The following is a 26,915-nucleotide window of genomic DNA, read 5'->3' as shown; positions in this document are numbered from 1 at the left end:
TCCGCGCACGCGATCAGCGGCGGCACGGCCGTCCCGGCAGCACCTGGGCCGTGCAGGTCTGCGGCAACGGCCGTTTCGCCTGCACCGGTCGGTGTCCTGCTCGGCCCGGGCGAGTACAGCGGCGTGGCCTCCCACCGGACCCGGTTCAGGAAGGTCACCGGGGTCCGAGCCGCGCTCACAGGGTGCGGGCGGCGAGCAGTGTGACGTCGTCCTCCGAGCCGGCGGGGGCCAGCCGGTCGAGGACGGTGTTCAGGACGTCCGGGAGGGCGTGCGCGGCGGTGATGGGCAGCGCGGTGAGCGCGGCCAGGCCGATGTCGATGTCCTCGCCGCGCCGCTCCACGAGACCGTCGGTGTAGGCCAGCATCAGGGTGCCCGGCGGCAGCGGGCAGAGCCGGCTGCCGTATCCGCCGGCGCCCGTGCCCAGCGGGGGGCCGACGGGGAGGTCCGCGAGTTCGGGAGCGGTGCCCGGCCGGACCAGCAGGGGCGGGACGTGGCCGGCGGTGGCCAGGACGACGTGTCCGGCGGCGGGGTCCAGGAGGGCCAGGACACAGGTGGCGACGCGGTCCAGGTCGAGGGTGTGGGCGGTGCGGTCCGCCTCGGTGAGCAGCCGGTCGGGGGCGAGCCCCTGCAGGGCCAGCGCGCGGAGCAGGGAGCGGTACTCGCTCATGGCCGCCGCGGCACGCACCCCGTGCCCCATGACGTCCCCGACCACGAGCAGGGTGCGCCCGCAGGGCAGGGCGACGGCGTCGTACCAGTCCCCGCCGACCTCGGCGCCCCGTCCGGCGGGCAGATAGCGGCTGGCGATCTCCACCCCCGGACCGGGTATGTGCGGGGTGGCCAGGAAGGCGCGCTGCATCTCCAGCGCGGTCTCGTGCTCGTGGGTGTAGCGCAGGGCGTGGCCGATACCCGTCGCGGCCCGCGAGGTCAGCAGCTCCAGCAGCTCGACGTCGTCCTGCGTGAACTCGGGGGAGTCCGCTCTGCGCCCCACGATGACGGCCCCGACGGGCTCACCGCCGGCCATGAGGGGCAGGTAGGCCACGGAGTGCAGCTCCAGGGCCCGGTAGCGCTCCAGTCGCTCCCGTGTGGGGGAGAGGAGGCGCACGGTGTCGTCGTCGGGCCGGTTGAGCACGACGGGCTTGTGCCCGGTCAGTACCTGGGCCATCGACGAGGTGGCCTGGTGGAAGATCACCTCGCCGCTTCGGGTCACCGGGGTGAGCGGCTCGGGCATACCGGGTGCGGCGGCCACCGCCATGCGGCGCAGCCGTACGGGCACGGGGGTGGCCGGGGGCCTGCGCGTGCCCTCGGGGTCGAGCACGTCCACGACGGCGTAGTCGGCGAACCGCGGCACCAGCAGACCGGTCAGCGCCCGGCAGGCGGCGGCCGCGTCCAGCGTGCCGCCGACCCGGGCGGCGGTCTCCTCCAGCAGTTCCAGGCGCTCCTGGGCCCGCCGAAGCGAATCGCGCTGCCGGATGCCCTCGGTGACCTCCATGACGACGGCGGCGACGCCGAGGATCTCGCCGTTCTCGCCGTCGAGCCGGTGGAAGGCGCCGAGCCACCAGCGCTGCACGTCCGCCGGGTCCACGGGCACCCGGCCGTCGAACACCACGGTCTGCGGCCGGCCGGTGCGGATCACTTCCCGCGCCACCTCCGCCGAGGCCCCGGAGCCCGGGATCACCTCCGGCATGGGCCGGCCGAGGTGGTCCTCGACCGGCAGCCCGTTGACGTCAGCCAGAGCTTCGTTGAGGTAGAGATAGCGCAGTTCCGTGTCCAGGACCGCGACGGCCGCCTGTGTCCCCTCCAGGAACCGGCGAGCCGCCCACAGCTCGGCCGGAGTCTGCCCTGTCGCCGCGAGCCGGGCCGCCTCAGCCAGCTCCCGAAGGGTCTCCGAAGGGAGTCGGGGAGCGGAGCGCCCGGACACGCGAGGGTGGGTCATCAGGTGTGATTCCTCGAAGGGTGGAGTCCGATTCGTCATACTTATGGCGTATTGGACCATATTCGGGCTGTCGAAGCTATGAGCTGCATCTCATCCGCCGTCGACCGGCACCCGCTCCACGAGCTTCTCGAAGAAGAACTCGTGCTTGAGGAACGACGTCTCCTGCTCCACCCCCGGATACGGCGGGAGGAGCTGCGCGGCCTGGAACAGCCGCCAGCCGTCCTCCAGGGCGGCGACGCCCGTGCCGTACGGCGGCTCGTCGCTGTCCCCGGTCGTGGGACGGGAGGTGCCCGTGCCGTCGTAGCGGGCCCAGCCGACGACCCGGGAGTCGAGCGCGGAGGTGTCCAGGTACAGGACGAGAACCTGCTGGCGCACGGTGCTGGGAAGGTTCACGCCATGCTCCTCTGTGCCGCGGGCCGGTTGGCGATGCGGGTGGCCCAGTGGTCGATGTCGAAGCCGGGGTCGCCGGACAGGGAACGCCACAGCCTGATCCGGTTGAGGATCTCGAGGCGGCCGGTGGCCTGCTCGTACCAGGGGAAGCCGTGCGCCAGTTCCTCGCGGACGGCCGGAGTGTCCAGGTCCGCCGTGTCCCACAGCCGTACCTGCGGCACGCTGGGGTTGAAACGGATCTTGTACATGTGCCGGACGGTGTCGCTGTCGTTGCGCCGTCCGCCGTGCCAGATCCCGTGGTGCAGCAGGACGACCGTGCCGGCGGGGCAGGTCAGCCGGGTCTGGCCGAGCAGGTTCTGGTAGCGGCCGGTGTCGGACTCGTTGACGCGGCGCAGATGGCTGCCGGGGACGATGAGCGTCCCGCCCATCTCGGCGGTGACCTCCTGCGGGTAGTACATGAGTTGGACGTCGAACGCGTCCTGCCGCAGATCGATGACGGCGTCGGCGTGCAGCGGCTGCGCGCTGCCCTCGCGCGGTTGGCGGGTGTGCACGAAATGGTGGTCGACGGACGGATCCGGACCCACCAGACTCTCCAACGCTCCAGCGACGACGGGCAGTTCGAGGAGCCGGCGGGCGAAGGAACCCTCGGGGAAGGCCTTCGGCACGGGAGTGCCGTACGGCACGGCGTGCAGTCCGCCGGCGAAGACCCCGAGCGCCTCCTCGTTCGTCTCCCGGGGCACGATGCCGTCAAGGCGCAGGAAACCGTGGGCCACGAACCGCGCCACCTGGGCGGAGCTCAGCAGCTGTCGTGTGGTTGACATACGGCAACCGTAGGAACTGCCGTCCCGGCAGTCGTGGGCTGTATTCGGCGACCACTGGTAATTTTCCACCATGACACGCCATGTCGACCTGGCCCTCGACCAGCCGCCCCACGTGGAGAACGCGGGCGTCGGCGTGCACGGCTCCGCGGGCCCGTACGAGGTGTTCCGGCTCCCGCGGCTGTGGCAGCTCCACCTCTACGGCTACTCCGGCACCCTGGAACTCGGCGGCTCCCGGCACCCGATCCGCCCCGGGCACCTGAGTCTCGTCCCGCCCGACACCGAGGTGCACTTCCACTACGACGCCACGCGCTGCGAGCACCTGTACGCCCACTTCCGGCTGCCGGGCGACGGCGAGCGGCGCCGGGTCCCGGTGATGCAGGACGCCGGCGCGGACGCGGCCGTCCTGCGCGGGCTGCTGCGGCAGACACTCGCGGCGAGCGCGCAGTCCCCGGTCCGCGCAGCCGCCGAGCTGTGGACGGTGCTGTGGCGCACCACCGGCCTCACCGGCGCCGCCGAGAGCCGCCCCGGTTCCCGGCACCCCGCGCTGCGCACGGCCGTCGCATACATCGAGGAGCATCTGGCCGGCCCCCTGACCGTCCCCGGCATCGCCCGCGCAGCCGGGGTCTCGCACACCCACCTCACCCGGCTGTTCCGCGAGGACACCGGGCTCACGGTCGTCGCCCACATCCGGCGCCGCCGCATGGAACGCGCCCGGCACCTGCTGATCGCCTCGACGCTGGCGATCCCGGCGATCGCGGCGACCGTCGGCATCCCCGACCTCCAGGCGTTCAACAAGACGTGCCGCAAGGAGCTGGGCGCGTCCCCGCGCGCGGTCCGGGAGCGGAGCGGATGAGCCGGTTCAGGCGGGCACCGGGACCGATCGCAGGGCGACTCGTCGGCGGGACCGGTATCTGCCGACCGCGCCGCAGCCGACGTAGAGGACGAACGAGATCGTCGTCACGTAGGGGCTGATCGGGATGCTGCTGCCCAGGGCCAGCAGGATGCCGCCCTCGATCGACACCAGGGCGAAGGCCACGCTGAGCAGGGGCAGCAGAACCGGCGACGCGGTGACGCGGGCGGCGGCCGCGGCCGGGGTGATCAGCAGGGACAGGACCAGCAGGGCGCCCACGACCTGAACCGACAGGGCCACCGCGAGGCCCAGCACGATCATGAACGCGAACGAGAGCCCGCGCACCGGGACCCCGCGGGCCTCCGCGACGTCGGGGTCGGCGCTGGCGAAGGCGAGCGGGCGCCACATCACGGCCAGGGCGATCAGGACCACCGCGGAGGTGATGAGCAACCAGGTCGTCTGTGGGGTGTCCACGGCGACGATCTGACCGGTGAGCAGGCCGAACTTGTTCGCCGCACGGCCCTTGTACAGGGCGAGGAAGAGCACCCCGAGACCCAGTCCGAACGGCATGAGGATGCCGATCACCGAGTTGCGGTCACGGGCGCGGCTGCCGAGCACGCCGATCGCCCCGGCCGCGAGAAGCGAGCCGGTGATCGAGCCCGCCACGATGTTCATGCCGAGCAGCAGTGCTCCGGAGGCGCCCGCGAAGGACAGCTCGCTGATGCCGTGCACCGCGAACGGCAGGTCGCGCATCGCGACGAAGACCCCGGCGAGGCCGCCGACCAGACCGAGGGCGGCGCCGACGATGAGGGAGTTGCGGACCAGGGCGAGGAGTTCGCCGTAGTTCTCGAAGTTGAACAGCTCGTGCCAGACGGTCATGGGTGGACCTCCTCGGGCACGTGGTGCGCGTGTTCGTCCAGGGCGCCGACCACCACGACCCGGCCGTGCACATGGACGACGTCGACCCGGGTGCCGTACAGCCGGGACAGGGACTCGGACGTGAGGACCTCGTCGGGAGTACCGACGCGGTGGGCGCCGGGGGCCAGGTAGAGCACCCGGTCCACCAGGTCGAGCACCGGGTTGATCTCATGGGTCACGAACACGACCGCCGTGCCGTGGGAACGGCGGCGGGCGTCCACCAACTCGGTGACGGCGCGCTGGTGATGGAGGTCCAGGGAGAGCAACGGCTCGTCGCACAGCAGGATCCGGGGGTCGGTCGCGAGAGCCTGCCCGATCCGGACGCGCTGGCGCTCGCCGCCGGACAGCATGCCGACGGGTACGTCGGCGTACGACGAGGCGCCCACGGACGCGAGGATCTCGTCGACGCGCCCGCGTACGGCGGCCGTTCGCAGACGTGGCCCGAAACGGTGCCCGTCGATACCGAACCGCACGAGGTCGCGGGCGCGGAGCATCGCCTGCGCGGACAGCGCCGCCTGCTGCGGGACGTACCCGATGTGCCGGGCAGCCTCACGGGGAGCGCGGCCGAGGACCGTCAACTCCCCGGCGGACAACGGCTGCCGGCCCAGCAGGGCCCGGACGAAGCTGGTCTTGCCCGCCCCGTTCGGGCCCAGTACCGCGAGGAACTCCCCTGGCCGGACGTCGAGTTCGAGACCGTGCCAGACCGTGCGGGCGCCGTATGACAGCGCGGCGCCGCGCAGGCTGATCACCGGCGGGGGTATCGGGCTCACTTGGCCAGCGCGTTCGCGAGCGCGTCGACGTTGCCGGTCATCCAGGTGAGGTAGTTCTTGCCGCTCGGCAGGGTCTCCGTGACCGGAACCACCGGGATGCCCGCCGCCTTGGCCGCCTGCTCGGACTTCTCGGTCTGCGGTCCCGAGGTCTGCGCGTTGTACACCAGCGCCTTGACCTGCTTGCCGGAGAACAGGGCCAGCGCCTCCCGGAGGACCTTGGGGGAGACGTCGGTGCCCTCCTCGATCGCCTCGCTGAACTCGGCGGGCGTCTTGTCGACCAGGCCGCTCGCTCCGGTCAGGTACAGCGGCACGGGCTCGGTGATGGCGATCACCTCGCCGCCGTGCTCCTTCTTGATCTGAGCTTCCTTGGCCTCCAGCGGCTTCAGGTCCGCCTTGAAGGCGGCGGCGTTCTTCGTGTAGGCGGCGGCGTTCGAGGGGTCGGCCCTGCCGAGGGCGGCGGCGATGCGGTCGGTGACCTTCGCGACGGTGGGGAAGTCGTACCAGACGTGCTCGTTGAGCTCGCCGCCCTTGGGGGCGGTGTGGCCGGAGACCTTCACCGCGTTGATCACCTCGGCGGAGGAGTTGCCGCCGCTCTTCAGCATCCGGTCCACGAAGTCGTCGTAGCCGCCGCCGTTCTCGACGACGACCTTCGCCTTCGACAGGGCCAGCTGGTTCTGGGTGCTGGCCTCGTAGGAGTGCGGGTCCTGGTCGGGGTCGCTGATGACCGAGGTGACGGAGACCTTGTCGCCGCCTATGCGCGAGACGATGTCGCCGTACACGTTGGTGGAGGCGACGACGGCGACCCTGGACGCCGCGGCCGGGGCCGCGGACGCGCTCCCGTCGCTCCCGGAGTCCGTGGAACCGCCGCACCCTGCCAACAGGGCGACAGAGGCGCCGGCGAGCAGCGCCAGACGGCGGGACGGGGACGTGAGCATGGATCCTCCAAGCGCGGTTCTGATTGCCCCCTCACGCTAAGTGGAAATGATTGTCGTAAACAGGTCTGGCGGCTGTTATATGAAAATCGTTGCCATTAATTGACTTGTCGCTGATCCGGGGCCTCGGTGAGCAGCCGCCGCGGGTTGGCGATGCGGAAGGCGTACGCCGCCGCTCCGCCCAGACCGTGGCCGGGATGCTGCGGCGGCTCCGCGTACGGCCGGTCCGAACCCTGGACCACCGCGTCCACGCCGAGCGCCCGGACGACGGACTCGACCGCCCGGGGCCCGTACGAGGAGGTCTCGACGAAGACCAGCGGGTCCGGCTGTGTCGTCACGCCGCCCCCGCGGGCGGCGAACCGCTCCCCGTGCAGCGGGGCGAGTCCGGCGAGCAGCGCGAAGCACACCCGCAGGCGTGGGTGACGGGGCCGGCCGTGGGCGCGGAACGCGAACCAGGCGGCGTGCATCTGCTGGACGTAGGGGACCATCGCGGGCCACCAGCCGGGCCCCTCGGAACCGCCGGCCGCGGGTCCCGGGTGGACGAAGAGCGGGAGGCCACGCTCCTCCAGCAGATCCAGCAGCGGGGCGCACCGGGCGTAACCGGCCGCGTCCGCAAGGGCGTTCGCGGGCAGTTGGAGACCGACGAACCCCTGGTCGAGGGCCTGTGCCGTCGCCTTGGCGTCGATGTCCCGCACATTGGCGGCGGCCCACGCCCCGAACGGCCGGGGCAGCGCGGCCGCCCCCTCGTGATAGGCGTCCAGCAGGGGCCGGGCCTCGGCGGCGGGCAGCCACTCCACGCCGATCGGCGCGGATAGCGAGACGAGCGCAAGGCCGAGACCGTCGGCGGCGGCGAGTTCCGCGCGCAGGGCCACGTCGTGGTCGGCGGGCGGGAGTTCGTAGGGCGGCTCACCGTCCAGATACAGGGTCCAGCCGTCGAGATACGGCGGCTCGCGGCGCGACCTCAAGGCCGTCACCAGCGAGGGGCTCCACAGATGCTGGTGCACGTCGACATTGGTCATGACGCTCCTCCCGCCCAGGCGCGCAGTGTGCTCCGGACATCGCAGGCCCCCATGATCTCGTGGCCGACCACCCCCACGTCCACCTCGTGGCCGAGGCGGAACCAGCCGTCTGCCCGCCGTTCATCGCGTACCGGACACCGAGCCGATCTCCACCACCCGGGCCCACGCGGGCGGCGACCTCGGCACGTACTCGGGATTGTTCTCACTCCGCGCCCAGCCCGCCCGTTCGCGCGGGAACAGCCCGATCACCGTACGGCACGAAGGGCGCGCGGCGGGCCACGGCGTCTGCCCGTCGGTGAGGGCCACCACGACGTCCGGGCGCGGCCGCGAGCGCAGCGCCCTGTCGAAACCGGTGCGCAGATCCGTCCCTCCGCCGCCGACCAGCGGGATGCCCTCGGCCCGGCACAGCGAACGCGCGACCCCGGCCGCCGCGTCGCACGACAGCACATGGACCAGGTCACGACGGCCGCCCACGGCACGGGAGATCGCGGCGACCTCAAGGAGGGCGCTGCCCAGTTCGTCGTCGCTGACCGAGCCGGAGGTGTCGATGATCACGCACACCCGTGGTGGCCGGCGCCGCAGACTCGGCAGTACCGCGCCGGGCACGCCCGCCGAGCGCCGCGACGGACGGCCGTAGCTGTAGTCGTCGCCCGCACCGGCCCCGGAGACCGCCGAGCGCATCGCCGCGCCCAGCAGGTCCCGCCACGGCTGCGGCGGATGGAACGCCTCCTCCGCCCAGCGCCGCCACCCCTTCGGGGCGCTGCCGGGATGCCCGTTGATGCCCTGCGCCACCCGGAAGCGGACCGTGTCCCGCTCCTGCTCGCTCAGACCGTCGGCGCCGTCGGGGCCCAGGTCCCACTCGCGCTCCAGACCGTCGGCGCCGCTGCCGCAGTCCAGCCAGGACAGGTCCAGCGTCAGCGGCCCGAGGCTGATGTCGTTCAGGTACTCCTCCATCAGCAGTCCCGCGTCCAGCCGCAGACGATGCGGGAGAACGGCTCCCTTCGGCCGGACCAGCCCCTCGCCGTACACGTCGTCGTTGATCTCGCAGTCGGCGGCGATGTTCATCCGCAGCCGGTCGCCGACACCGGTCAGCCCGCGCTCCCGGGCGACCCGGTCACCGCGCCCGTGATGGTCGCGCAGCAGATGCGACACCTCGTGCACCCACACGCCCGCCAGCTCCTCCACCGGCATCCGGTCCACGAACGCCGGCGAGACATAGCAGCGCCAGTGCCGGTCGACGGCCATCGTCGGCACCCGCTGCGACTCGACGGTGTGCAGGGCGAAGAGCGCGGTGGCCAGGTAGGGGCGGACCCGGGCGGCGTGGAGGCGGGCGGCGAAGAGCTTGTCCCGGTCCAGACCGCCCGTCTGCTCGCTGGTGCCCGTGCTCATCGGCGGGCCTCGGCGGCGAGCGCCGCACGGTCCGCCCGCCGCGACAGCGCCACCGTCCCGGCGAACCTGTCGATCGCCGCAGGCAGGTCCCAGTCCTCCTGACGCAGCGAGGCGAGCGTGGTCGCGGGCACGACCACCAGGTCCGGGGCCCCGGTCTCCAGCGCCCTGACCAGCACCGCCCAGGCCGCGTCCCAGCGGGCCCGGTCCGGACGGGCGCGTACGGCCGCCACCACACCGTCGAGCACGGCCTGCCGCAGGTCTCCCCGCTCGGGCAGGACCGCCCCCGCCGGATCGGCGAGCACCTCCTCGGGGTCGGGGAGGTCGAGCCGGTCCAGGCTCGCCAGCAGTTCCAGTCCGGGGCCGTCCCCGACCGTGCCCCGGACGAGCGAGGAGAGCACGTCCCGCGAGGAGCCGGCCGCGGTCGCGAAGGCGATCAGGGACAGCGTCATGTCCCAGCTCCGGGGCGACGGCCAGGGCCCGCCCCGCCGGGTCTCCCCGCTGGGCAGCCGGTGCACGAGCGTGGGCCGCGCGGCGAGCAGCCCGCACACCGCGCGCCGGGCGAAGTCCACGGCCTCCGTGAGTTTGCGAGGGTCGAGCGCCGGCAGGGTCGCCCGGGGCCAGGTCCCACCGAGTCCGCGTACGACCACCTCGTGGTCGTGGGTCCACTGGAGATGGACGAACCGGTTGGCCAGCGGCGGGCTCAGCTCCCAGCCGTCGGCCGCCGAGGAACGGGGGTTGGCGGCGGCCACGATCCGCACGCCGGGCGGCAGCCGCAGCGCGCCGATCCGCCGCTCCAGCACCAGACGCAGCAGTGCGGCCTGCACGGCGGGCGGCGCGGTGGACAGCTCGTCCAGGAACAGCAGCCCCCGGCCGGCCCGCACCAGCCGGACCGCCCAGTCCGGCGGGGCCATCGGCACGCCCTGGGTCGCGGGATCGTCCCCGACCACGGGCAGCCCAGAGAAGTCGGACGGTTCGTGCACGCTGGCGATCACCGTGGTCAGCGGCAGGTCCAGGGCGGCGGCGAGCTGTGTCAGCGCCGCCGTCTTGCCGATGCCCGGCTCACCCCACAGCAGCACGGGCAGGTCGGCGGCCACGGCCAGGGTGAGGGCCTCCAGCTGTTCGTCGGGGCGGGGTTCCGTGGTGGAGTCGCGCAGGAGGGTCAACAGGTCGGCTGCGATGTCGAGTTGGGAGACGTGGGCAGGAGCGTGAGTGGGCATGGGTGATCACCTTGTGGCTAGGAGTGGGCGCAGCGAGAGGAGAGGGAACTCAGCGGGCGGTCGCGTGGCGCGGGTGGGTGCGGTGGTCATGGGAGTGACGGCCGTTCAGGCGCGGGCGGAACCAGGCGGGACCCGGACCCGTCAGACCCGCTCTGAACAGGCCGTAGGTGATCCGCCGCAGCGCGGCCGCCTCCAGCTCGTCGCGCAGGGGGCCGGCGCGCAGCAGCGCCTCGGGCCCGAGCAGTGCCTCCACGACGGCCAGCGCACCCTCGGTGTCGCCGTGCGCCAGACGATCGCGGACACCGTCCAGGCAGTGCGGTCGACGGTGTGCCTCGTCGATGGCCCGCAGGCAGGGGAGCGGGGTGCCGGTCAGCGCGGCCAGCAGCTCCTCGCGCCGGATCTCGGCCGGGTCGTGGTCCAGCGGGGCCAGTACCCCGTCAACCAGGCCGATCCGGTGCCGGGCGCCCCGGCACTCCACGAGCCGTGGCTGCCCGGCCTGTTCGGGAGCCGGGGGCGGTCCGGTGGCCGCGTGGCCCGGTACCAGCGCGGCGGCGACCAGGGGGTGCAGTCGACCGGCTTCGGTCGTGCCGGTGCGGAACAGTTCGAGGTCGGGCAGGACCCAGGTCGCCGCGTCGGGCAGCACGGGGAGCCTGGAGGTGGTGTCGGCGGGCGTCGGCGTTCGTATCGAGTCGTCGCCCGCGGTGAGCTCCACCAGCAGCCGACGCCGTCCGCCGCATCGCACCAGCACGCGACCGGCGGCCCGGCCCTCGTCACCGAGCAGGATCCGCGCCTCGGCCACCCACCGGTCGACGGCACAGCCGTGCGGCAGCGAGGCGAGGAACCCGGTGTCCGGCCAAGGGGGTTGAGCGCCGGGCGGACCTGCCCCCGCCCGCTCCCGCAGTTCACCGGCCCGGCCCGCGTCCCACAGATGCCGGTGCAGGTCCAGCCGGAACCGTCGGTTCGGGCGCGGATGCGGATGCCGTTCGGCCCCGGCCGTGGCGTGGGACCACAGCGCGAGGCTGATCCGCTGCCCGGCGTCAGCCCAGGCGGGCGCGGTCCGGGCCACGAGATGCACGGTGTCGTCGTCGGCCTCGTAACGGGCCAGCGTCGAGGTCAGCCCCGGCCGCAGCAGCCCGTCCGGAGCGACTCTCGGCATGTGCCAGCGAAGCAGGTCGGGAGCGAGGGCGCGCAGGTCGGCCCGGATCCGGGACGCGAGTTCCGGGCCGTGCTGTCGTGCCACGGCACGCAGGTCGAGATCGACGTCGAAGCCCGCGGCGGCACACGCCCCCGCCCAGTCCCCGGCGAGGCGACGGACGGTCGCGGTCTCGATCATGGAGGCCGGCACGGCGAACTCGCGCACACGCGGCCAGAAAGAAGTACGGACATCCTCGTGCGCGATCGAAGGGAGCATCAGCACTCACCTTGCGCGGACGGGACCCCCCATCGTTCAGGAATGTGAGTCGTCATCGGGGTGGAGCGTAGGGCCTCCCCATGCTCGGCTGCCACGTGTTTTTTCCACCGGGTTAGCCTGTGGCGTGATCGGATATCCGCTCGGCACCGCCACCACGTCGGCCGAACTCGCCCTGGACCCGCATCCGCGCCTGGCTGAGCTCCGCGCCCAGGAGCCGGTGTCCTGGCTGCCCGCGCTGAACGGCTGGCTGGTGACCCGTCGTGATCTCGCGCTCGACGTGATGCGGGACGCCGACACCTTCACCGTCGACGACCCCCGCTTCTCGACCGCGCAGGTCGTGGGACCGAGCATGCTGTCCCTGGACGGCGAGGAGCACGTGCGTCACCGCGAGCCGTTCACCGCGCCCTTCCGCCCGCGTGAAGTACGGGACGGCTTCGCCGAGTTCATCGAGCAGGAGACCGACCGCCTGGTCACCGCAGTGGAACCGGCGGGCGCCGGAGACCTCCGACGCGCCGTCGCCGCCCCGCTGGCCGTCGCGGTCGTGACCAGGGCGCTCGGACTGCTGGGCGCAGACACGGACACGGTGCTGTCCTGGTACGACGCCATCGTGCGGACGGTCTCGGACATCACGGAGGGCCGGACGGCGGGGCCGGAAGGACCGGAGGCGTACGCGCGGCTCCGGGAGGCGGTCGGGGCCACCGTCACGGAGGGCGCCGCCACCTCCCTCCTCGCCTCGGCGGCCGGAAGGCTGGCGCTGCCGGAAGTGGCTTCCAACGCCGCGGTGCTGATGTTCGGCGGCATCGAGACCACCGAGGCGATGATCACCAACGCGCTGCTGCATCTCCTCCGGCATCCCGACCAACTCGCTCTGGTCCAGGCCGACTTCGCCCTTCTGGACGGCGCGATCGAGGAGTCGCTGCGCCTCGAACCCGGCGCGGCCGTCGTGGACCGCTACGCCACCCGCGACACCACCCTCGGCCCGGCCCACATCCACAAGGGCGACCTCGTCACCGTCTCCCTGACCGGCGCCAACCGGGACCCGGCCGTCTTTCCCGAGCCCGACCGCTTCGACGTCCGCCGCGCGAACGCCCGCCTCCACCTGGCCTTCGCCCACGGCCCCCACTACTGCCTCGCCGCCCACCTGGCCCGCCTGGAGACCCGCATCGCCCTGCGGCAGCTCCTCGACCGCCTCCCCGCTCTCCGCCTCGACTCCGATCACCCCACCGCCCCGCAGGGCCTGGTCTTCCGCAAGCCGCCCACGCTGCACGCGCGTTGGGGATGACCTCCGACGAGGCGCCGCCTCCGCGAACGCCTCGACGCCCGGTCCGGGAGCGACCCTTCCTCAGCCGGCCCGTTTCACCTCCAGGGACAGGTCGTTGTCGACCGTGTAGTACGGCCGCGCGACGGCACCGCCCAGCGGAGCGCCCGGGTAGACGAAGACGTTCTTGCGGTCCGCCACGTCGTCCAGGAGACGGGCGAGCCGGATCGGCGGGGCGCCGGGAGCGGGCCGTACGAACAGGTCCCAGATCCCGGCGTCCAGGTCCTGGTCGTCGACCGTGAACGAGAGGCCGCGCCCGTCGTCCGAGGCAGTCGGCGTCACCGTACGGACGACCCCGCCCCGCCGCAGACGCAGCTCCACGGCGGCGCCGTCCAGCGGCGCGGCACCGTGCAGCCGGGCCGTGACCGTCAGCGCCCGGTCCGTCACGTCGACGCGGTCGACCTCCGCGTGCGCCGGCCGCAGCCAGGTCCGCACCGCGAGGTAGCCGTCCTTGGTGACATAGGGAACCCGCACGGCCAGCGGTGACCGCCCCTCCCGCAGATGTCCGCCGACCAGGGCACGAAGGTCACGCGGGCCGGGGCGCAGACGGGTGCGCTCGGAGTCCTGGAGCAGATACACGTCCCACCGGCCCTCCGCGAGCACGGGATCCGCGCCCAGTACGGCATGCGCGTGCCCTTCCTCGCCGGTGGCCAGGTCGAGGAGGTGAAGGGTCTGCTCGGGCTGCCCCTTCTTCGGGCGGAGCCGCAGCAGCAGCCGGCGCCCCTGGGCGTGCGGCACCTCGAAGGTGATCCGGCCCTGCGCGTCCACCGCGCATCCGGCACGTGGCGTGGTCACGACCGCCCCTTCCGTACGACGCGCAGCGCACCGCCGGCCGCGGCCAGCGCCGAGTCGCGCGCGGCGAAGCCCCGGGCGGCGAGTGCCGCGCCCGCGCTGTTCCGCACGACCGGTCGCCCCGCTCTCCTCGCCGACACGGCCTCCGTGAGGAGCCGCTCGGCCTGTTCGACGACGGGACCGGGAGCGAACCGCTGTGCGTTCTTGAGGGCCGCGCGGCTCATCCGGTGGCGCAGCTCGTCGTCCCGGACGAGGTCCAGCAGGGCGGCGGCCAGGGCGTCCCGGTCCCCGACCGGCACCAGCCGGCCGTCGACACCGTCCGCGATGATCTCGGCGGGGCCGTGGGGGCAGTCGGTGCTCACCACGGGCAGCCCGCAGCGCATCGCCTCGACGATGGTCATGCCGAAGGGCTCGAAGTCGGAGGTGGCCGCGCCGATCGAGCCCTTGACCCACTCCGCCTCCATCGGGGCCGCGGGGCCCATGAGGAAGACGTTGTTCCACAGTCCGAGCTCGGTGATCAGGCCCCGCAGCCGGTCGTGCTCGTCGCCCTTGCCGTAGATGCGCAGCTGCCAGTCGGGATGCTCGGCGGCGACCGCGGCGAAGGCCTCGACGAGAAGGTCGTACCGCTTCACCGGGACCAGTCGTCCGGCGGCGACGACGACCTTCGCGGAGCCGTCCGCCGCGGGCAGTACGGGATCCGGCACGCTGTTGGGGAGCGCCTCGACCCGTACGCCGGGCAGCCGCATCCGGTGCCGGTAGGCGCTCGCGTCCGCCTCGGTCACCGTGGTGAGCACGTCGAGCTCGCGATAGGCGCGGCGCAGCGCGGTGCGCAGCGCGGGCGGGTGGTTGGCCAGGGTGAGGTGCTCCTGTCCGACCCGGGCGACATGGCGGGGCGCCTCGCGCGCGAGATGCACGTTGAGCCCGGGCCGGGTGCCGATCACCACGTCCGCGTCGGTCGTGGCGAGGGCCTCGGATATTCGCCGGTCGGTCAGCTCGCTGTACTGCCCGTACCGGTACTCGGAGCGCGGGAAGACGCGCGCCGGTCTCAGATGGGAGGGGTGCTCCCTGTCCTGTCTGAGATCGACCAGCGGCCGCAGCGAGACCCGGGGATCCAGCACGAAGTCGGGGAGCTCCCGGTGCCGCAGCACCGACACGATCTCCACCTCGTGCCGTTCGGCGAGGGCCTGGGCCAGATTGAAGGTGGTGGTGATGGTGCCTCCGATCCCATAGGCGTTGTGAAGCAGGAAAGAGATCCTCATGCCGGGCTAGACCACCGGACATTGCCTTCGGTTGACCTTCGTTACCCTTTCGTGGTGTCCTCGCCGCCTTGGCGTCACGCCGTGTGCTGGTATGCGGAATATGTGAGACAGCCGTTGTCGCCGCCCTGGAAGTACGTGCCCTCGTCGGCGGGGGCGATGGGGAGGCCGGTGCGCAGCCGCTCGACCAGGTCGGGGTCGGCGAGGAAGGCACTACGCGGCAGGCCTGTGCCGCACGATCGCCGAACTCCTGCCGTGCGTCGAATCGCCCGGCGAGCAGACGTCCGACGCCGCACTGAAACGGATGGCCGAGGAGCGCGACCGGCTCACCGACCACATCGCCGACCTCGTCCGCACCCGGGACTCCCTCGACGTCCTGATGGCCACGAACCGTGCCCACCGGAAGACCCTGCGAACGGCGTGACAGGCTGACACCCCAGGAACCGGCCGGACCGAGGAGTGCCACGTGACGTACGACATCGCCGCCATCCGCTCCCACTTCCCGGCCCTGGCCGCGGGCACCGCCCACTTCGACGGGCCGGGCGGCACCCAGACCCCGCGGTCCGTCGTCCGGGCCATCGCCGACGCCCTGTCGCAGCCCCTGTCGAACCGGGGACGGATCACGCTGGGGGAGCGCAACGCCGAAGCGCTCGTCACCGGAGCCCGCCGGGCCATGGCCGACCTGCTCGGGGCGGACCCGGCAGGGATCGTCTTCGGCCGCAGCGCCACCCAACTCGCCTACGACTTCTCCCGCACCCTCGCCAGGACCTGGTCGCCCGGCGACGAGGTGGTCGTCACCCGCCTCGACCACGACGCCAACATCCGCCCCTGGGTGCAGGCCGCCGAACAGGCCGGAGCCACCGTGCGCTGGGCCGAATTCGACCCTGCCACAGGCGAGTTGACCGCCGACGACATCCGATCCGTCCTGTCCGGGCGCACCCGGCTCGTCGCCGTCACCGCCGCCTCCAACCTGATCGGCACACGGCCCGACATCCCGGAGATCGCCCGCCTGGCACACGAGGCGGGAGCACTCGTGTACGCCGACGGCGTCCACCACACCGCCCACACCCTCGTGGACCTGGACGAACTCGGCGCGGACTTCTACACCTGCTCCCCGTACAAGTTCCTCGGCCCGCACCACGGAGTCCTCGCCGCCCGCCCGCAGTTGCTGGAGACCCTGCGCCCGGACAAGCTCCTGCCGTCCACAGACGCGGTCCCCGAGCGCTTCGAACTGGGCACACTGCCCTACGAGTTCCTCGCGGGGACGACAGCGGCCGTCGACTTCCTCGCCGACCGGCTGGACACCACGGCCACCGGCACCCGGCGCGAGCGGCTGACCGCCGGATTCGCCGCACTCGAAGGCCACGAGCACCTCCTGCGCACAGAGATCGACAAGGGACTGGCCGCACTGGACGGCGTCACCGTCCACTCCAGGGCCGCCGACCGCACCCCGACCGTGCTGCTCACCTTCGAGAACCACAGCACGGCCGACGCGTACGCCTTCCTCGCCGAGCGCGGCGTCCAGGCCCCCGCCGGCTCCTTCTACGCCGTCGAGGCCTCCCGTCACCTCGGCCTCGGCGACACCGGCGGCCTCCGCGTCGGCCTCGCGCCCTACAACGACTCGCGGGACGTCGACCGGCTCCTGACCGGGCTTTCGGATTTCCTGGCGAGGTGATCCGGGGCAGAGTAGGAAGGAGTGCACCGGCGAAGGAGAGCGGCCCATGACCACGTTCCCCACCGCACGAGACGTACGGACCACCCCGGAAGGCCTGCTGTGGGAGCCCAGCGAACGCTGGGTGCGCGGCCGCAAGGGCGACGTCACGGTCGTCGACAGCCGGCACCCCGTACTCGTATGGGAGCCGGACATGCCCGTCCCGCTCTACGCCTTCCCGCGCGCCGACGTCCGCGAGGACCTGCTGCGCCCCGCGAAGAACCCGCAGACCGGCAGCCACACCGGATCACAGGTCTTCTACGACCTCGAAGCCGACGGTGAGCTCGTGGAGAACGCCGCCTGGACGTTCCCGGCCGCCGACCTGGCCGATCACATCGCCTTCGCGTGGTTCCTGCGCTGGGGCAGCGGCCTCGACCACTGGTACGAGGAGGAGGAAGAGATCTTCGTCCACCCCCGTGACCCGCACAAACGCGTCGACGCCATGCCCAGCAGCCGTCATGTCCAGGTCGAGATCGACGGGACGCTCGTCGCCGACACCCACCGCCCCGTCCTGCTCTTCGAGACGAGCCTGCCCACGCGGTACTACATCCCGCGCGAGGACGTCCGCCTCGATCTGCTCGACGCCGACGACCTGCGCACAGGCTGCCCGTACAAGGGCAGGGCGGAGTACTGGTCGTCACGGACCGGGACGAACATCGTCTGGAGCTACCCCGACCCGCTGCCCGCCGTCAGCGCGATCAAGGGGCTCCTCGCCTTCTACAACGAGGCCGTCGACATCACCGTGGACGGGGAGCGTCTGGAGCGCCCCGTCACGCCCTTCACCGAAAGGTTCAAGTGAGACGGGCGGAGCACGGCGCCCGTACCCGCGGGGACCGTCCCGAACCGGTCCCCGACACGTGACCTGACTCTCATGGCCACCAGCGGTCTTTGCCGAGACCATGGGGGCGTCACCGGCAGGCCGAAGGGAACGGGAATGCTCCGCAAGGTACTGGTCGCCAACCGTGGTGAGATCGCGATCCGCGCGTTTCGCGCGGGATTCGAGGTGGGCGCGAGGACGGTCGCCGTCTTCCCGCACGAGGACCGCAACTCACTGCACCGGCTCAAGGCCGACGAGGCCTACGAGATCGGCGAACCGGGCCATCCCGTGCGGGCCTACCTCTCCGTCGACGAGATCATCCGCGCCGCCCGCCAGGCCGGCGCCGACGCCGTCTACCCCGGCTACGGCTTCCTCTCCGAGAACCCCGAGCTGGCGCGGGCCTGCGAGGAAGCGGGCATCACCTTCGTCGGCCCGAGCGCCGACATCCTCGAACTGACCGGCAACAAGGCCCGCGCGATCGCCGCCGCCCGCGCCGCCGGCGTGCCGGTCCTGGGCTCCTCGGCGCCCTCCACCGACGTGGACGAGCTGGTCAGGGCGGCCGAGGACGTCGGCTTCCCGGTGTTCGTGAAGGCGGTCGCCGGCGGCGGCGGACGCGGCATGCGCCGCGTCGAGGACCCCGCCCAGCTGCGCGAGTCCATCGAGGCGGCCGCGCGCGAGGCGGCCTCGGCCTTCGGCGACCCGACCGTCTTCCTGGAGAAGGCCGTCGTCGAGCCCCGCCACATCGAGGTGCAGATCCTCGCCGACGGCCACGGCAACGTCATCCACCTCTACGAGCGCGACTGCTCGGTCCAGCGCCGCCACCAGAAGGTCATCGAGCTGGCCCCCGCGCCCAACCTCGATCCCGAGCTGCGCGACCGGATGTGCGCCGACGCCGTCCGCTTCGCCCGCGAGATCGGCTACCGCAACGCGGGAACCGTGGAGTTCCTCCTCGACCGCGAGGGCAACCACGTCTTCATCGAGATGAACCCGCGCATCCAGGTCGAGCACACGGTCACCGAGGAGGTCACCGACGTCGACCTCGTCCAGGCCCAGCTGCGCATCGCCGCCGGAGCCACCCTCGCCGACCTCGGCCTGTCCCAGGAGGCGGTGCGGCTGCACGGCGCCGCCCTCCAGTGCCGTATCACCACCGAGGACCCCGCCAACGGCTTCCGCCCGGACACCGGCCGCATCAGCGCCTACCGCTCGCCCGGCGGCTCCGGCATCCGGCTCGACGGCGGCACCACCCACGCCGGTACGGAGATCAGCGCCCACTTCGACTCGATGCTGGTCAAGCTCAGCTGCCGGGGCCGGGACTTCACCACCGCCGTCAACCGGGCCCGGCGCGCCGTGGCCGAGTTCCGCATCCGGGGCGTGTCCACCAACATCCCGTTCCTCCAGGCCGTCCTCGACGACCCGGACTTCCAGGCGGGCCGGGTCACCACGTCGTTCATCGAGCAGCGCCCGCACCTGCTGACGGCTCGTCAGTCCGCCGACCGCGGAACGAAGTTGCTGACCTATCTGGCCGACGTGACGGTGAACAAGCCGCACGGCGAGCGGCCCGAGCTGATCGACCCCGTCTCCAAGCTGCCCCGGACACCCGCCGTCGAGCCGCCCGCCGGCTCCAGGCAGAAGCTCACCGAGCTGGGCCCCGAGGGCTTCGCCCGCTGGCTGCGTGAGTCGCCGACCATCGGCGTCACCGACACCACCTTCCGTGACGCCCACCAGTCGCTGCTCGCCACCCGGGTCCGCACCAAGGACATGCTCGCCGTCGCTCCCACGGTCGCCCGCACCCTGCCCGAGCTGCTGTCTCTGGAGTGCTGGGGCGGCGCCACCTACGACGTCGCCCTGCGCTTCCTCGCCGAGGACCCCTGGGAGCGGCTGGCGGCCCTGCGCGAGGCCGTCCCCAACATCTGCCTGCAGATGCTGCTGCGCGGCCGCAACACCGTCGGCTACACCCCGTACCCGACCGAGGTCACCGACGCCTTCGTGCAGGAGGCCGCCGAGACCGGCATCGACATCTTTCGCATCTTCGACGCGCTGAACGACGTCAGCCAGATGCGCCCCGCGATCGAGGCCGTGCGGGCCACCGGCACGTCGATCGCCGAGGTGGCCCTCTGCTACACCTCGGATCTCTCCGACCCGAACGAGCGCCTCTACACGCTCGACTACTACCTGCGCCTCGCCGAGCAGATCGTCGACGCGGGCGCCCACGTCCTGGCCGTCAAGGACATGGCGGGCCTGCTGCGCGCCCCCGCCGCCGGGAAGCTCGTCTCGGCGCTGCGCCGCGAGTTCGACCTGCCCGTGCACATCCACACCCACGACACCTCGGGCGGCCAGCTCGCCACCTACCTGGCCGCGATCCAGGCGGGCGCCGACGCCGTGGACGGGGCCGTCGCCTCCATGGCCGGTACGACCTCGCAGCCCTCCCTGTCGGCGATCGTCGCCGCGACCGACCACTCCGACCGGCCGACAGGGCTGGATTTGAGGGCCGTCGGCGACCTGGAGCCGTACTGGGAGAGCGTCCGCAAGATCTACGCCCCCTTCGAGGCGGGCCTCGCCTCCCCGACCGGGCGCGTCTACGACCACGAGATCCCCGGTGGCCAGCTCTCCAACCTGCGCACCCAGGCCGTCGCGCTCGGCCTCGGCGACCGCTTCGAGGACATCGAGGCGATGTACGCGGCCGCCGACCGGATCCTCGGCCACCTGGTGAAGGTCACCCCGTCGTCCAAGGTGGTCGGCGACCTCGCCCTGCACCTGGTCGGCGCCGGAGTCTCACCCAAGGACTTCGAGGAGAGCCCGGACCGCTTCGACATCCCCGACTCGGTGATCGGCTTCCTGCGCGGCGAGCTCGGCACCCCGCCCGGAGGATGGCCCGAGCCCTTCCGCACCAAGGCGTTGCAGGGCCGCGCCGACGCCAAGCCCGTCCAGGAACTGAACGCCGAGGACCGCACCGGCCTGGAGAAGGACCGGCGTTCGACCCTCAACCGGCTCCTGTTCCCCGGTCCGACCCGCGAGTTCGAGACACACCGTCAGTCCTACGGCGACACCAGCCTCCTGGACAGCAAGGACTTCTTCTACGGCCTCAGGCCGGGCAAGGAGTACGCGGTCGACCTCGAACCCGGCGTGCGGCTCCTCATCGCGCTGGAGGCGATCGGCGAGGCCGACGAGCGGGGCATGCGCACGGTGATGTCCACGCTCAACGGCCAGCTGCGGCCCATCCAGATCCGCGATGCCGCCGTCTCCTCCGACATCCCGGCCACGGAGAAGGCCGACCGCTCCAACACCGGCCATGTCGCCGCCCCGTTCGCCGGAGTGGTCACGCTCGCGGTCTCCGAGGGCGACGAGGTCGCGGCCGGAGCCACCGTCGCCACCATCGAGGCCATGAAGATGGAGGCCTCGATCACCGCCGCGAAGTCCGGCCGGGTCTCCCGCCTCGCCATCAACAAGATCCAGCAGGTGGAGGGCGGCGACCTGCTGGTCGAGATCGGCTGAGCCGGAGCTGCTCCGGAACGGTGACGCCCGCTTCCGTACAGCGCACCGCCATTGCGGCTCGGCTTCGGTGCGCTGAGTCTGGACGCATGTTCCGGGCGGCGAGGAGGACGGGCGATGACGAGTGACGGCGCAGTCGATCCCGAACGGCGGCGACTGGCCGAGGCCGACGCGGGTGCGGTGCCCTGGCGACGCTGGGGCCCGTACCTGAGCGAACGCCAGTGGGGCACCGTCCGGGAGGACTACAGCGACGACGGCGACGCCTGGTCGTACTTCACCCACGACCAGGCCCGCTCCCGCGCCTACCGCTGGGGCGAGGACGGCATCGCCGGAGTCAGCGACGACAAACAGCGGCTGTGCTTCGCTCTCGCCCTGTGGAACGGCCGCGACCCCATCCTCAAGGAGCGGATGTTCGGCCTCACCAACGCGGAGGGCAACCACGGCGAGGACGTCAAGGAGTACTGGTTCCACCTCGACAACACGCCCACCCACTCGTACATGAAGTATCTGTACAAGTACCCGCAGGCCGAGTTCCCCTACGGCGACCTCGTCGACACCAACCGGGCCCGTGGCCGCGAGGACTTCGAGTACGAACTCCTCGACACCGGCGTCTTCGACGAGGACCGCTACTTCGACGTGTTCGTCGAGTACGCCAAGGCCGGCCCGGAAGACCTCCTCGTCGAGATCACCGCCCACAACCGCGGCCCCGACGAGGCGGTGCTGCACCTCCTGCCGACCCTGTGGTTCCGGCACACCTGGTCCTGGGCGGGCGGCACGGCGGTACCGGGTCTGGCGCAGCACGCACCGGGCGTGATCCGAGCCGAACACGAGGAACTGGGCGTCCGCCGGCTGTACTTCGAGGGTGACGCACCCGGCCTGTTCACCGACAACGAGACCGACAACGAGCGCGTCTTCGGCAGCCCCAACAGCACTCCGTACGTCAAGGACGGCATCGGCCGGTACGTCGTCCACGGCGAGCGGGAAGCCGTCAACCCCGCGCGCACCGGCACCAAGGCCGCCGTCCACCACGTCCTGACGATCCCCGCCGGGGACAGTGCCCGCATCCGCCTGCGCCTCACCGACACCGAACTCGCGGACCCCTGGGGCAAGTTCGACGCCCTCCTGGCCCTCCGGCGCACCGAGGCCGACACCTTCTACGCGGGTGTCACGCCACCGGCGATGGGAGAGGAGGAGCGACGGCTCGTCCGGCAGGCCCTCGCCGGGATGCTCTGGAGCAAGCAGTACTACTACCTGGACGTCGAGCGCTGGCTCGCCGAACACGGTGTCGACCCGCTCGCCGCCGACCCGCGCATCCGCAACAGCGCCTGGTACCACATGGTCAACGACGAGATCATGTCGATGCCGGACACCTGGGAGTACCCCTGGTTCGCCGCCTGGGACCTCGCCTTCCACACCCTCGCCCTGTCCATGGTCGACATCGGCTTCGCCAAGTCCCAGCTGGACCTGCTGCTGCACCGCCTCTACCTGCACCCCAACGGCCAGATCCCCGCCTACGAATGGAACTTCGGCGACGTCAACCCGCCCGTGCACGCCTGGGCCGTCCTGTTCGTCTACGAACTGGAGAAGCACCGCACCGGCCACGGCGACCGCGCCTTCCTGGAGAACGCCTTCCACAAGCTGACGAAGAACTTCACCTGGTGGCTCAACCGCAAGGACGCCGACGGCAACAACGTCTTCCAGGGCGGTTTCCTCGGCCTCGACAACATCGGCGTCTTCGACCGCAGCGCCCCACTGCCCACCGGCGGTCAGCTCGACCAGGCCGACGGCACCGCGTGGATGGCGCTGTACTGCCAGAACCTCCTCGACATCGCCATCGAACTCGCCGTGGAGAACCCGGTCTACGTCGAGCAGGCGCAGATGCTGTTCGAGCACTTCGCGTGGATCGCCGTCGCCATGAACCGCATCGGCAAGGACAACGCCAGCCTGTGGGACGAGGAGGACGGCTTCTTCTACGACGTCCTCAGGCTGCCCGACGGCACCGCCACCCCACTCAAGGTGCGATCCCTGGTCGGCTTGATACCGCTTGCGGCGACGAGCGTCATCGGCGGCCGGGCGGACCGTGCCTTCCCCGAACTGGTCGAGGGGGCAAGGGACTTCATCCGTAGGCATCCGGCCGTGGAGGCCTTCGTCTCCCAGCACCCGAACGAGGGCCCCACCACCGACGGCCGGTACCTCTTCGCACTGTTCGGCGAGGACCGGCTGCGCCGCGTCCTGGCCCGCATGCTCGACGAGGACGAGTTCCTCGGCCCGCACGGCATCCGGTCCCTGTCGAAGCACCACGCCAAGCACCCGTACACCTTCGACGTGCACGGCGAAACCTACGGCGTCGGATACCTGCCCGCCGAGTCCGACTCCGGCATGTTCGGCGGGAACTCCAACTGGCGCGGCCCGGTGTGGTTCCCGATGAACATCCTGCTGATCCGCGCCCTGCTGAACCTGCACGGCTACCACGGCCCCGACTTCACCGTGGAGTGCCCGACCGGCTCCGGACGACAGCTGAACCTGTACGAGGTCGCCCGTGAGATCTCCGACCGGCTCACCGCCACCTTCCTGCCCGACACAGACGGCCACCGCCCGGTGCACGGCGCCCGGACCGTGTTCGCCAAGGACTCGCACTGGAAGGACCTTGTCCTCTTCTACGAGTACTTCCACGGGGACAACGGCGCAGGGCTCGGCGCCTCCCACCAGACCGGCTGGACGGGACTGGTGGCGGCCACCGCGACCCTGTTCCACTCGATCAGCGAGGAGGACTGGAGCCGGGGCGGCCGCGAGTCCCTGCGGCCGCCGGGTGAGAGGGAGGAACCGCTGTCATGACGGTGATCCACGAGATCAACACCCTGCTCTGGCTGGGCGAGTTGAGCAGCCGTCTCGACCGTCCCGTCACCCTCGGCGACGTGCCGGGGGAGGTCTGGGACTCCGTCGCCCGGCCCGGCGTGGACACCGTCTGGCTGATGGGCGTCTGGGAACGCAGCCCGGCCGGACGGGAGATCGCCCTGCGCGACGACGCGCTCATGGCCTCCTTCCGTGACGCCCTGCCCGACGTCACCGAGGCGGACATCGCCGGATCGCCGTACTGCGTACGGAACTACGTCGTCGACGCCGCCCTCGGCGGACCGGAGGGACTGGCCGCCGCCCGGGCCCAACTCGCCGCGCGCGGACTGCGGTTGATCCTCGACCACGTCCCCAACCACGTGGCCCCCGACCATCCCTGGCTGACGTCGTCCCCCGACCGGCTCGTCCGCGGCACGGCCGACGACCTGACGCGAGCTCCGGCCGACTACATCGAAACCGGGGGAGAGGCCGGGGGACAGATCTACGCCCGTGGCCGCGACCCCTACTTCCCGCCCTGGCCCGACGTGGTCCAGCTGAACGCCTTCAGCGACGCCCTCCGCGCGGCGACCGTCGAGACACTCGTGTCCATCGGCGACCAGGCCGACGGCGTGCGCTGCGACATGGCCATGCTGCTCATGAACGACATCTTCGGAAAGACCTGGGGAGACCGCGCGGGAACGGCCCCCGCCGAGGACTTCTGGCCCCATGTCATCCCGCGCGTGCGGGCCCGCCACCCCGACCTCCTCTTCGTCGCCGAGGCCTACTGGGACCTGGAACCGGCCCTCCAGCAACAGGGCTTCGACCACTGCTACGACAAGCGCCTCCACGACCGCCTGCTGCACGAGAACGCCGACTCCGTCCGGGCCCACCTGGGCGCCGACCTCACCTACCAGCGCGGACTCGTCCGTTTCCTGGAGAACCACGACGAGCCCCGGGCCGCCGCCACCCTGCCCGGCGCCCGGGGAAGGGCAGCGGCCGTGGCCGTGGCGACCCTGCCCGGCGCGACCCTGTGGCACGAGGGCCAGTTCGAGGGGCGCCGGGTACGGCCACCGGTGTTCCTCAGGCGCGGGCCGCAGGAACCGGTCGACGAGCCGTCACGCGAGTTCTACGGCCGCCTGCTGCCCGCGGCCGCCTCCGTGCGCAGGGGCGACTGGCGGCAGCTGACCCCGCAGGGCTGGCCCGACAACGACACCCACCGCGACCTCCTCGCCTGGACCTGGACCCACGCCGACGCCCGCCACCTGGTCGTCGTCAACGACTCCGGCCGCCCGGCCCAGGCGAGGCTGCCCCTGCCGTGGGACGACCTGCGGGGCCGCCGCCACCGCCTCACCGACCTGCTCGGCGGACAGACCTACGACCGTGACGGAGACGAACTGGCCGACTCCGGACTGTTCGTGTCCCTGGAGCCCTGGGGGTACCACGTCCTCAAGTGGTGACGTGCCCGGGGCGGGCGTACGGTCGAACGGAGACCATGAGCACCGACCCGCAGGCGAGTTCTGCTCCACGGACCACCACACCGGACTCCGGTGGCGGTGGGAACTCCATGGCCCTGCTGGTCATCGCGTCCTGCCAGTTGATGGTGGTGCTCGACATCACCATCGTGAACATCGCGCTCCCGGACATCCAGCGCGCACTCGACTTCTCGACCACCAGCCTGGCCTGGGTGGTCAACGCGTACACCCTCACCTTCGGCGGACTGCTGCTGCTCGGCGGACGGGCCGGGGACATCCTCGGCAGACGGCGGGTGTTCATCTGCGGAGTGCTGCTGTTCGTGCTCGCCTCGCTGCTCGGCGGCCTCGCCCAGAACGAGACACAACTCCTCGCCGCCCGCGCCCTCCAGGGCGTCGGCGGCGCCGTCGCCTCCCCGACCTCCCTCGCCCTGATCAGCACGACCTTCCGCGAAGGACCGGAACGCAACCGGGCGTTCGGCGTCTTCGCCGCCGTCTCGGCGGGCGGCGGCGCGATCGGGCTGCTCGCCGGCGGGGTCCTCGTCGAGTGGCTGAACTGGCGGTGGGTGCTCTTCGTCAACGTCCCGATCGGACTGCTCATCGCGCTCGCCACGCCCCGCTGGATCAGGGAGTCCGAACGCCATCCCGGCAGCCTCGACATCACCGGCGCGCTGACCTCCACCGGCGGCATGGTGCTGCTGGTGTACGGCTTCATCCGGGCTGCCCAGGAGGGCTGGCGGGACGCGCTCACGCTGGCGTCGTTCGCCGCGGCCGTGCTGCTCCTCGTGGTGTTCGTCCTGGTCGAGAGGCGGTCCCGGCAGCCGATCACGCCGCTGCACATGTTCGCCGACCGCAACCGCGCGGGCACCTACGGCATCATGCTGTGCCTGGCCGCCGCGATCTTCGGGATGTTCTTCTTCCTGACGCTCTTCACCCAGAACGTGCTGGACTTCAGCCCGCTGGCGACCGGGTTCGCGTTCCTGCCGGTCAGCGTGGTCATCGCGATCGGCGCCGGGCTCGCCTCGCGGTTCCTGCCCACGTACGGGCCCAAGCCGTTCATGGTGGGGGGAGCGGTCCTGGCCGCGGCCGGTCTCGGCTGGCTGACCCTGACCGACGTCCATTCCACCTACGCGGGCAGCGTCCTCGGGCCGATGCTCGTGTTCAGCCTCGGCATGGGCATGGAGTTCGTCTCGCTGACGTTGATGGCGCTGTCCGACGTCCCCACCGAGGAGACCGGCGCGGCCTCCGGACTCCTCAACGCCACGCAGCAGGTGGGCGGTTCACTGGGGCTGTCCATCCTGGTCACCATGTTCGGCACGGCCAGTACCAACGAGGCGGACAAGCAGGTCCCCCGCTTCCTCGCGCAGGCCACCCCGGGCGAGCGCGCGCTCTTCGAACGCACCCGTGTACTCCCGCGGCCCTGGTCCGACGAGGTCCTCACCGCCGGTGCCTCGGCCGCCTTCGTCATGGCCGCGATCTTCACCGTGCTCGCCGCGATCATCGCCGTCGTGGTGATCCAGGTCCGCCCGTCCGACCTGGAACGCCTCAAGGGCGGCCCGCCACCGCCGTAGGGACGAGCCC

20 protein-coding genes and 2 pseudogenes are annotated in these 26,915 nt (G+C 71.9%); 9 read left to right on the top strand and 13 right to left on the bottom strand.

What is annotated here, in order from left to right:
• Window positions 1-175 precede the first annotated feature (175 nt).
• From ACZ48Z_RS07110 to ACZ48Z_RS07100, 3 genes are all read right to left on the bottom strand, one after another.
• Window positions 176-1,933, bottom strand: coding sequence for a SpoIIE family protein phosphatase (locus ACZ48Z_RS07110; RefSeq protein WP_468734775.1), 1,758 nt, complete (start codon window positions 1,931-1,933; stop codon window positions 176-178).
• Between the two features lie 90 nt (window positions 1,934-2,023).
• Window positions 2,024-2,308, bottom strand: a complete 285-nt coding sequence (locus ACZ48Z_RS07105; protein WP_468734874.1) for a hypothetical protein — start codon at window positions 2,306-2,308, stop codon at window positions 2,024-2,026.
• 14 nt (window positions 2,309-2,322) lie between these two features.
• On the bottom strand, window positions 2,323-3,144 hold the full coding sequence (locus ACZ48Z_RS07100) for a phytanoyl-CoA dioxygenase family protein (RefSeq protein WP_468734774.1): 822 nt from the start codon (window positions 3,142-3,144) through the stop codon (window positions 2,323-2,325).
• A gap of 70 nt (window positions 3,145-3,214) precedes the next feature.
• Between ACZ48Z_RS07100 and ACZ48Z_RS07095 the strand changes: the two genes are divergently transcribed.
• A complete protein-coding gene (locus ACZ48Z_RS07095) occupies window positions 3,215-3,997 on the top strand; it encodes a helix-turn-helix domain-containing protein (protein WP_468734773.1) in 783 nt (260 codons plus the stop codon).
• A gap of 6 nt (window positions 3,998-4,003) precedes the next feature.
• Here ACZ48Z_RS07095 and ACZ48Z_RS07090 read toward each other — a convergent pair whose 3' ends face one another.
• The 7 genes from ACZ48Z_RS07090 to ACZ48Z_RS07060 form a co-directional block, all read right to left on the bottom strand.
• Entirely contained in the window at window positions 4,004-4,873 is an 870-nt protein-coding gene (locus tag ACZ48Z_RS07090; protein WP_468734772.1) for a metal ABC transporter permease, read from the bottom strand.
• A complete protein-coding gene (locus ACZ48Z_RS07085) occupies window positions 4,870-5,682 on the bottom strand; it encodes a metal ABC transporter ATP-binding protein (RefSeq protein ID WP_468734771.1) in 813 nt (270 codons plus the stop codon). The genes ACZ48Z_RS07090 and ACZ48Z_RS07085 overlap by 4 nt, the downstream gene beginning before the upstream one ends.
• On the bottom strand, window positions 5,679-6,617 hold the full coding sequence (locus tag ACZ48Z_RS07080) for a metal ABC transporter solute-binding protein, Zn/Mn family (protein ID WP_468734770.1): 939 nt from the start codon (window positions 6,615-6,617) through the stop codon (window positions 5,679-5,681). Before ACZ48Z_RS07080 ends, ACZ48Z_RS07085 begins: the two co-directional genes overlap by 4 nt.
• Before the next feature lie 95 nt (window positions 6,618-6,712).
• Window positions 6,713-7,633, bottom strand: coding sequence for an amidohydrolase family protein (locus ACZ48Z_RS07075; protein WP_468734769.1), 921 nt, complete (start codon window positions 7,631-7,633; stop codon window positions 6,713-6,715).
• A gap of 120 nt (window positions 7,634-7,753) precedes the next feature.
• Entirely contained in the window at window positions 7,754-9,022 is a 1,269-nt protein-coding gene (locus ACZ48Z_RS07070) for a vWA domain-containing protein (RefSeq protein ID WP_468734768.1), read from the bottom strand.
• A complete protein-coding gene (locus ACZ48Z_RS07065) occupies window positions 9,019-10,239 on the bottom strand; it encodes an AAA family ATPase (protein WP_468734767.1) in 1,221 nt (406 codons plus the stop codon). The genes ACZ48Z_RS07070 and ACZ48Z_RS07065 overlap by 4 nt, the downstream gene beginning before the upstream one ends.
• A 49-nt stretch (window positions 10,240-10,288) precedes the next feature.
• Window positions 10,289-11,650 carry a hypothetical protein gene (locus tag ACZ48Z_RS07060; protein ID WP_468734766.1) on the bottom strand — a complete coding sequence of 454 codons (1,362 nt, stop codon included), beginning with the start codon at window positions 11,648-11,650 and terminating at the stop codon, window positions 10,289-10,291.
• A gap of 124 nt (window positions 11,651-11,774) precedes the next feature.
• Between ACZ48Z_RS07060 and ACZ48Z_RS07055 the strand changes: the two genes are divergently transcribed.
• Window positions 11,775-12,932 carry a cytochrome P450 gene (locus ACZ48Z_RS07055; protein WP_468734765.1) on the top strand — a complete coding sequence of 386 codons (1,158 nt, stop codon included), beginning with the start codon at window positions 11,775-11,777 and terminating at the stop codon, window positions 12,930-12,932.
• Window positions 12,933-12,992: 60 nt separating this feature from the next.
• Here ACZ48Z_RS07055 and ACZ48Z_RS07050 read toward each other — a convergent pair whose 3' ends face one another.
• The 3 genes and pseudogenes from ACZ48Z_RS07050 to ACZ48Z_RS07040 form a co-directional block, all read right to left on the bottom strand.
• Window positions 12,993-13,763, bottom strand: a complete 771-nt coding sequence (locus ACZ48Z_RS07050) for a hypothetical protein (RefSeq protein WP_468734764.1) — start codon at window positions 13,761-13,763, stop codon at window positions 12,993-12,995.
• Complete coding sequence (locus ACZ48Z_RS07045; protein ID WP_468734763.1) at window positions 13,760-15,019, bottom strand: glycosyltransferase family 4 protein; 1,260 nt, start codon at window positions 15,017-15,019, stop codon at window positions 13,760-13,762. The genes ACZ48Z_RS07050 and ACZ48Z_RS07045 overlap by 4 nt, the downstream gene beginning before the upstream one ends.
• A gap of 74 nt (window positions 15,020-15,093) precedes the next feature.
• Window positions 15,094-15,228, bottom strand: a pseudogene (locus ACZ48Z_RS07040) (alkene reductase); the annotation flags it as partial.
• Here ACZ48Z_RS07040 and ACZ48Z_RS07035 point away from each other — a divergent pair.
• From ACZ48Z_RS07035 to ACZ48Z_RS07005, 7 genes and pseudogenes are all read left to right on the top strand, one after another.
• Window positions 15,225-15,440: pseudogene (locus ACZ48Z_RS07035) on the top strand (MerR family transcriptional regulator); the annotation flags it as partial. The pseudogenes ACZ48Z_RS07040 and ACZ48Z_RS07035 sit on opposite strands and share 4 nt — an antisense overlap.
• Window positions 15,441-15,482: 42 nt before the next feature.
• Window positions 15,483-16,691: a cysteine desulfurase-like protein gene (locus tag ACZ48Z_RS07030; RefSeq protein WP_468734762.1), complete on the top strand. Its 1,209-nt coding sequence runs from the start codon at window positions 15,483-15,485 to the stop codon at window positions 16,689-16,691.
• Window positions 16,692-16,737: 46 nt separating this feature from the next.
• Window positions 16,738-17,526 (top strand): DUF427 domain-containing protein, encoded by a 789-nt coding sequence (locus tag ACZ48Z_RS07025; RefSeq protein WP_468734761.1) that lies wholly within the window; start codon window positions 16,738-16,740, stop codon window positions 17,524-17,526.
• A 135-nt stretch (window positions 17,527-17,661) separates the two neighbouring features.
• Entirely contained in the window at window positions 17,662-21,036 is a 3,375-nt protein-coding gene (locus tag ACZ48Z_RS07020; RefSeq protein WP_468734760.1) for a pyruvate carboxylase, read from the top strand.
• Window positions 21,037-21,150: 114 nt separating this feature from the next.
• A complete protein-coding gene (locus ACZ48Z_RS07015) occupies window positions 21,151-23,868 on the top strand; it encodes an MGH1-like glycoside hydrolase domain-containing protein (protein ID WP_468734759.1) in 2,718 nt (905 codons plus the stop codon).
• Window positions 23,865-25,322 (top strand): alpha-amylase, encoded by a 1,458-nt coding sequence (locus tag ACZ48Z_RS07010; protein ID WP_468734758.1) that lies wholly within the window; start codon window positions 23,865-23,867, stop codon window positions 25,320-25,322. The genes ACZ48Z_RS07015 and ACZ48Z_RS07010 overlap by 4 nt, the downstream gene beginning before the upstream one ends.
• A 107-nt stretch (window positions 25,323-25,429) precedes the next feature.
• Entirely contained in the window at window positions 25,430-26,905 is a 1,476-nt protein-coding gene (locus ACZ48Z_RS07005; protein WP_468734873.1) for an MFS transporter, read from the top strand.
• Window positions 26,906-26,915 lie beyond the last annotated feature (10 nt).

The sequence above is a fragment of the Streptomyces sp. NPDC031225 genome, from assembly GCF_055570355.1.
This window is presented reverse-complemented; position numbering and strand designations above follow the sequence as displayed.

Coding starts and splice junctions, on each gene's coding strand:
- ACZ48Z_RS07110 (WP_468734775.1), bottom strand. CDS start 1,933: ATGACCCACCCTCGCGTGTCCGGGCGCTCCGCTCCCCGACTCCCTTCG.
- ACZ48Z_RS07100 (WP_468734774.1), bottom strand. CDS start 3,144: ATGTCAACCACACGACAGCTGCTGAGCTCCGCCCAGGTGGCGCGGTTC.
- ACZ48Z_RS07095 (WP_468734773.1), top strand. CDS start 3,215: ATGACACGCCATGTCGACCTGGCCCTCGACCAGCCGCCCCACGTGGAG.
- ACZ48Z_RS07090 (WP_468734772.1), bottom strand. CDS start 4,873: ATGACCGTCTGGCACGAGCTGTTCAACTTCGAGAACTACGGCGAACTC.
- ACZ48Z_RS07080 (WP_468734770.1), bottom strand. CDS start 6,617: ATGCTCACGTCCCCGTCCCGCCGTCTGGCGCTGCTCGCCGGCGCCTCT.
- ACZ48Z_RS07075 (WP_468734769.1), bottom strand. CDS start 7,633: ATGACCAATGTCGACGTGCACCAGCATCTGTGGAGCCCCTCGCTGGTG.
- ACZ48Z_RS07070 (WP_468734768.1), bottom strand. CDS start 9,022: ATGAGCACGGGCACCAGCGAGCAGACGGGCGGTCTGGACCGGGACAAG.
- ACZ48Z_RS07065 (WP_468734767.1), bottom strand. CDS start 10,239: ATGCCCACTCACGCTCCTGCCCACGTCTCCCAACTCGACATCGCAGCC.
- ACZ48Z_RS07060 (WP_468734766.1), bottom strand. CDS start 11,650: ATGCTCCCTTCGATCGCGCACGAGGATGTCCGTACTTCTTTCTGGCCG.
- ACZ48Z_RS07045 (WP_468734763.1), bottom strand. CDS start 15,019: ATGAGGATCTCTTTCCTGCTTCACAACGCCTATGGGATCGGAGGCACC.
- ACZ48Z_RS07025 (WP_468734761.1), top strand. CDS start 16,738: ATGACCACGTTCCCCACCGCACGAGACGTACGGACCACCCCGGAAGGC.
- ACZ48Z_RS07020 (WP_468734760.1), top strand. CDS start 17,662: ATGCTCCGCAAGGTACTGGTCGCCAACCGTGGTGAGATCGCGATCCGC.
- ACZ48Z_RS07015 (WP_468734759.1), top strand. CDS start 21,151: ATGACGAGTGACGGCGCAGTCGATCCCGAACGGCGGCGACTGGCCGAG.
- ACZ48Z_RS07010 (WP_468734758.1), top strand. CDS start 23,865: ATGACGGTGATCCACGAGATCAACACCCTGCTCTGGCTGGGCGAGTTG.
- ACZ48Z_RS07005 (WP_468734873.1), top strand. CDS start 25,430: ATGGCCCTGCTGGTCATCGCGTCCTGCCAGTTGATGGTGGTGCTCGAC.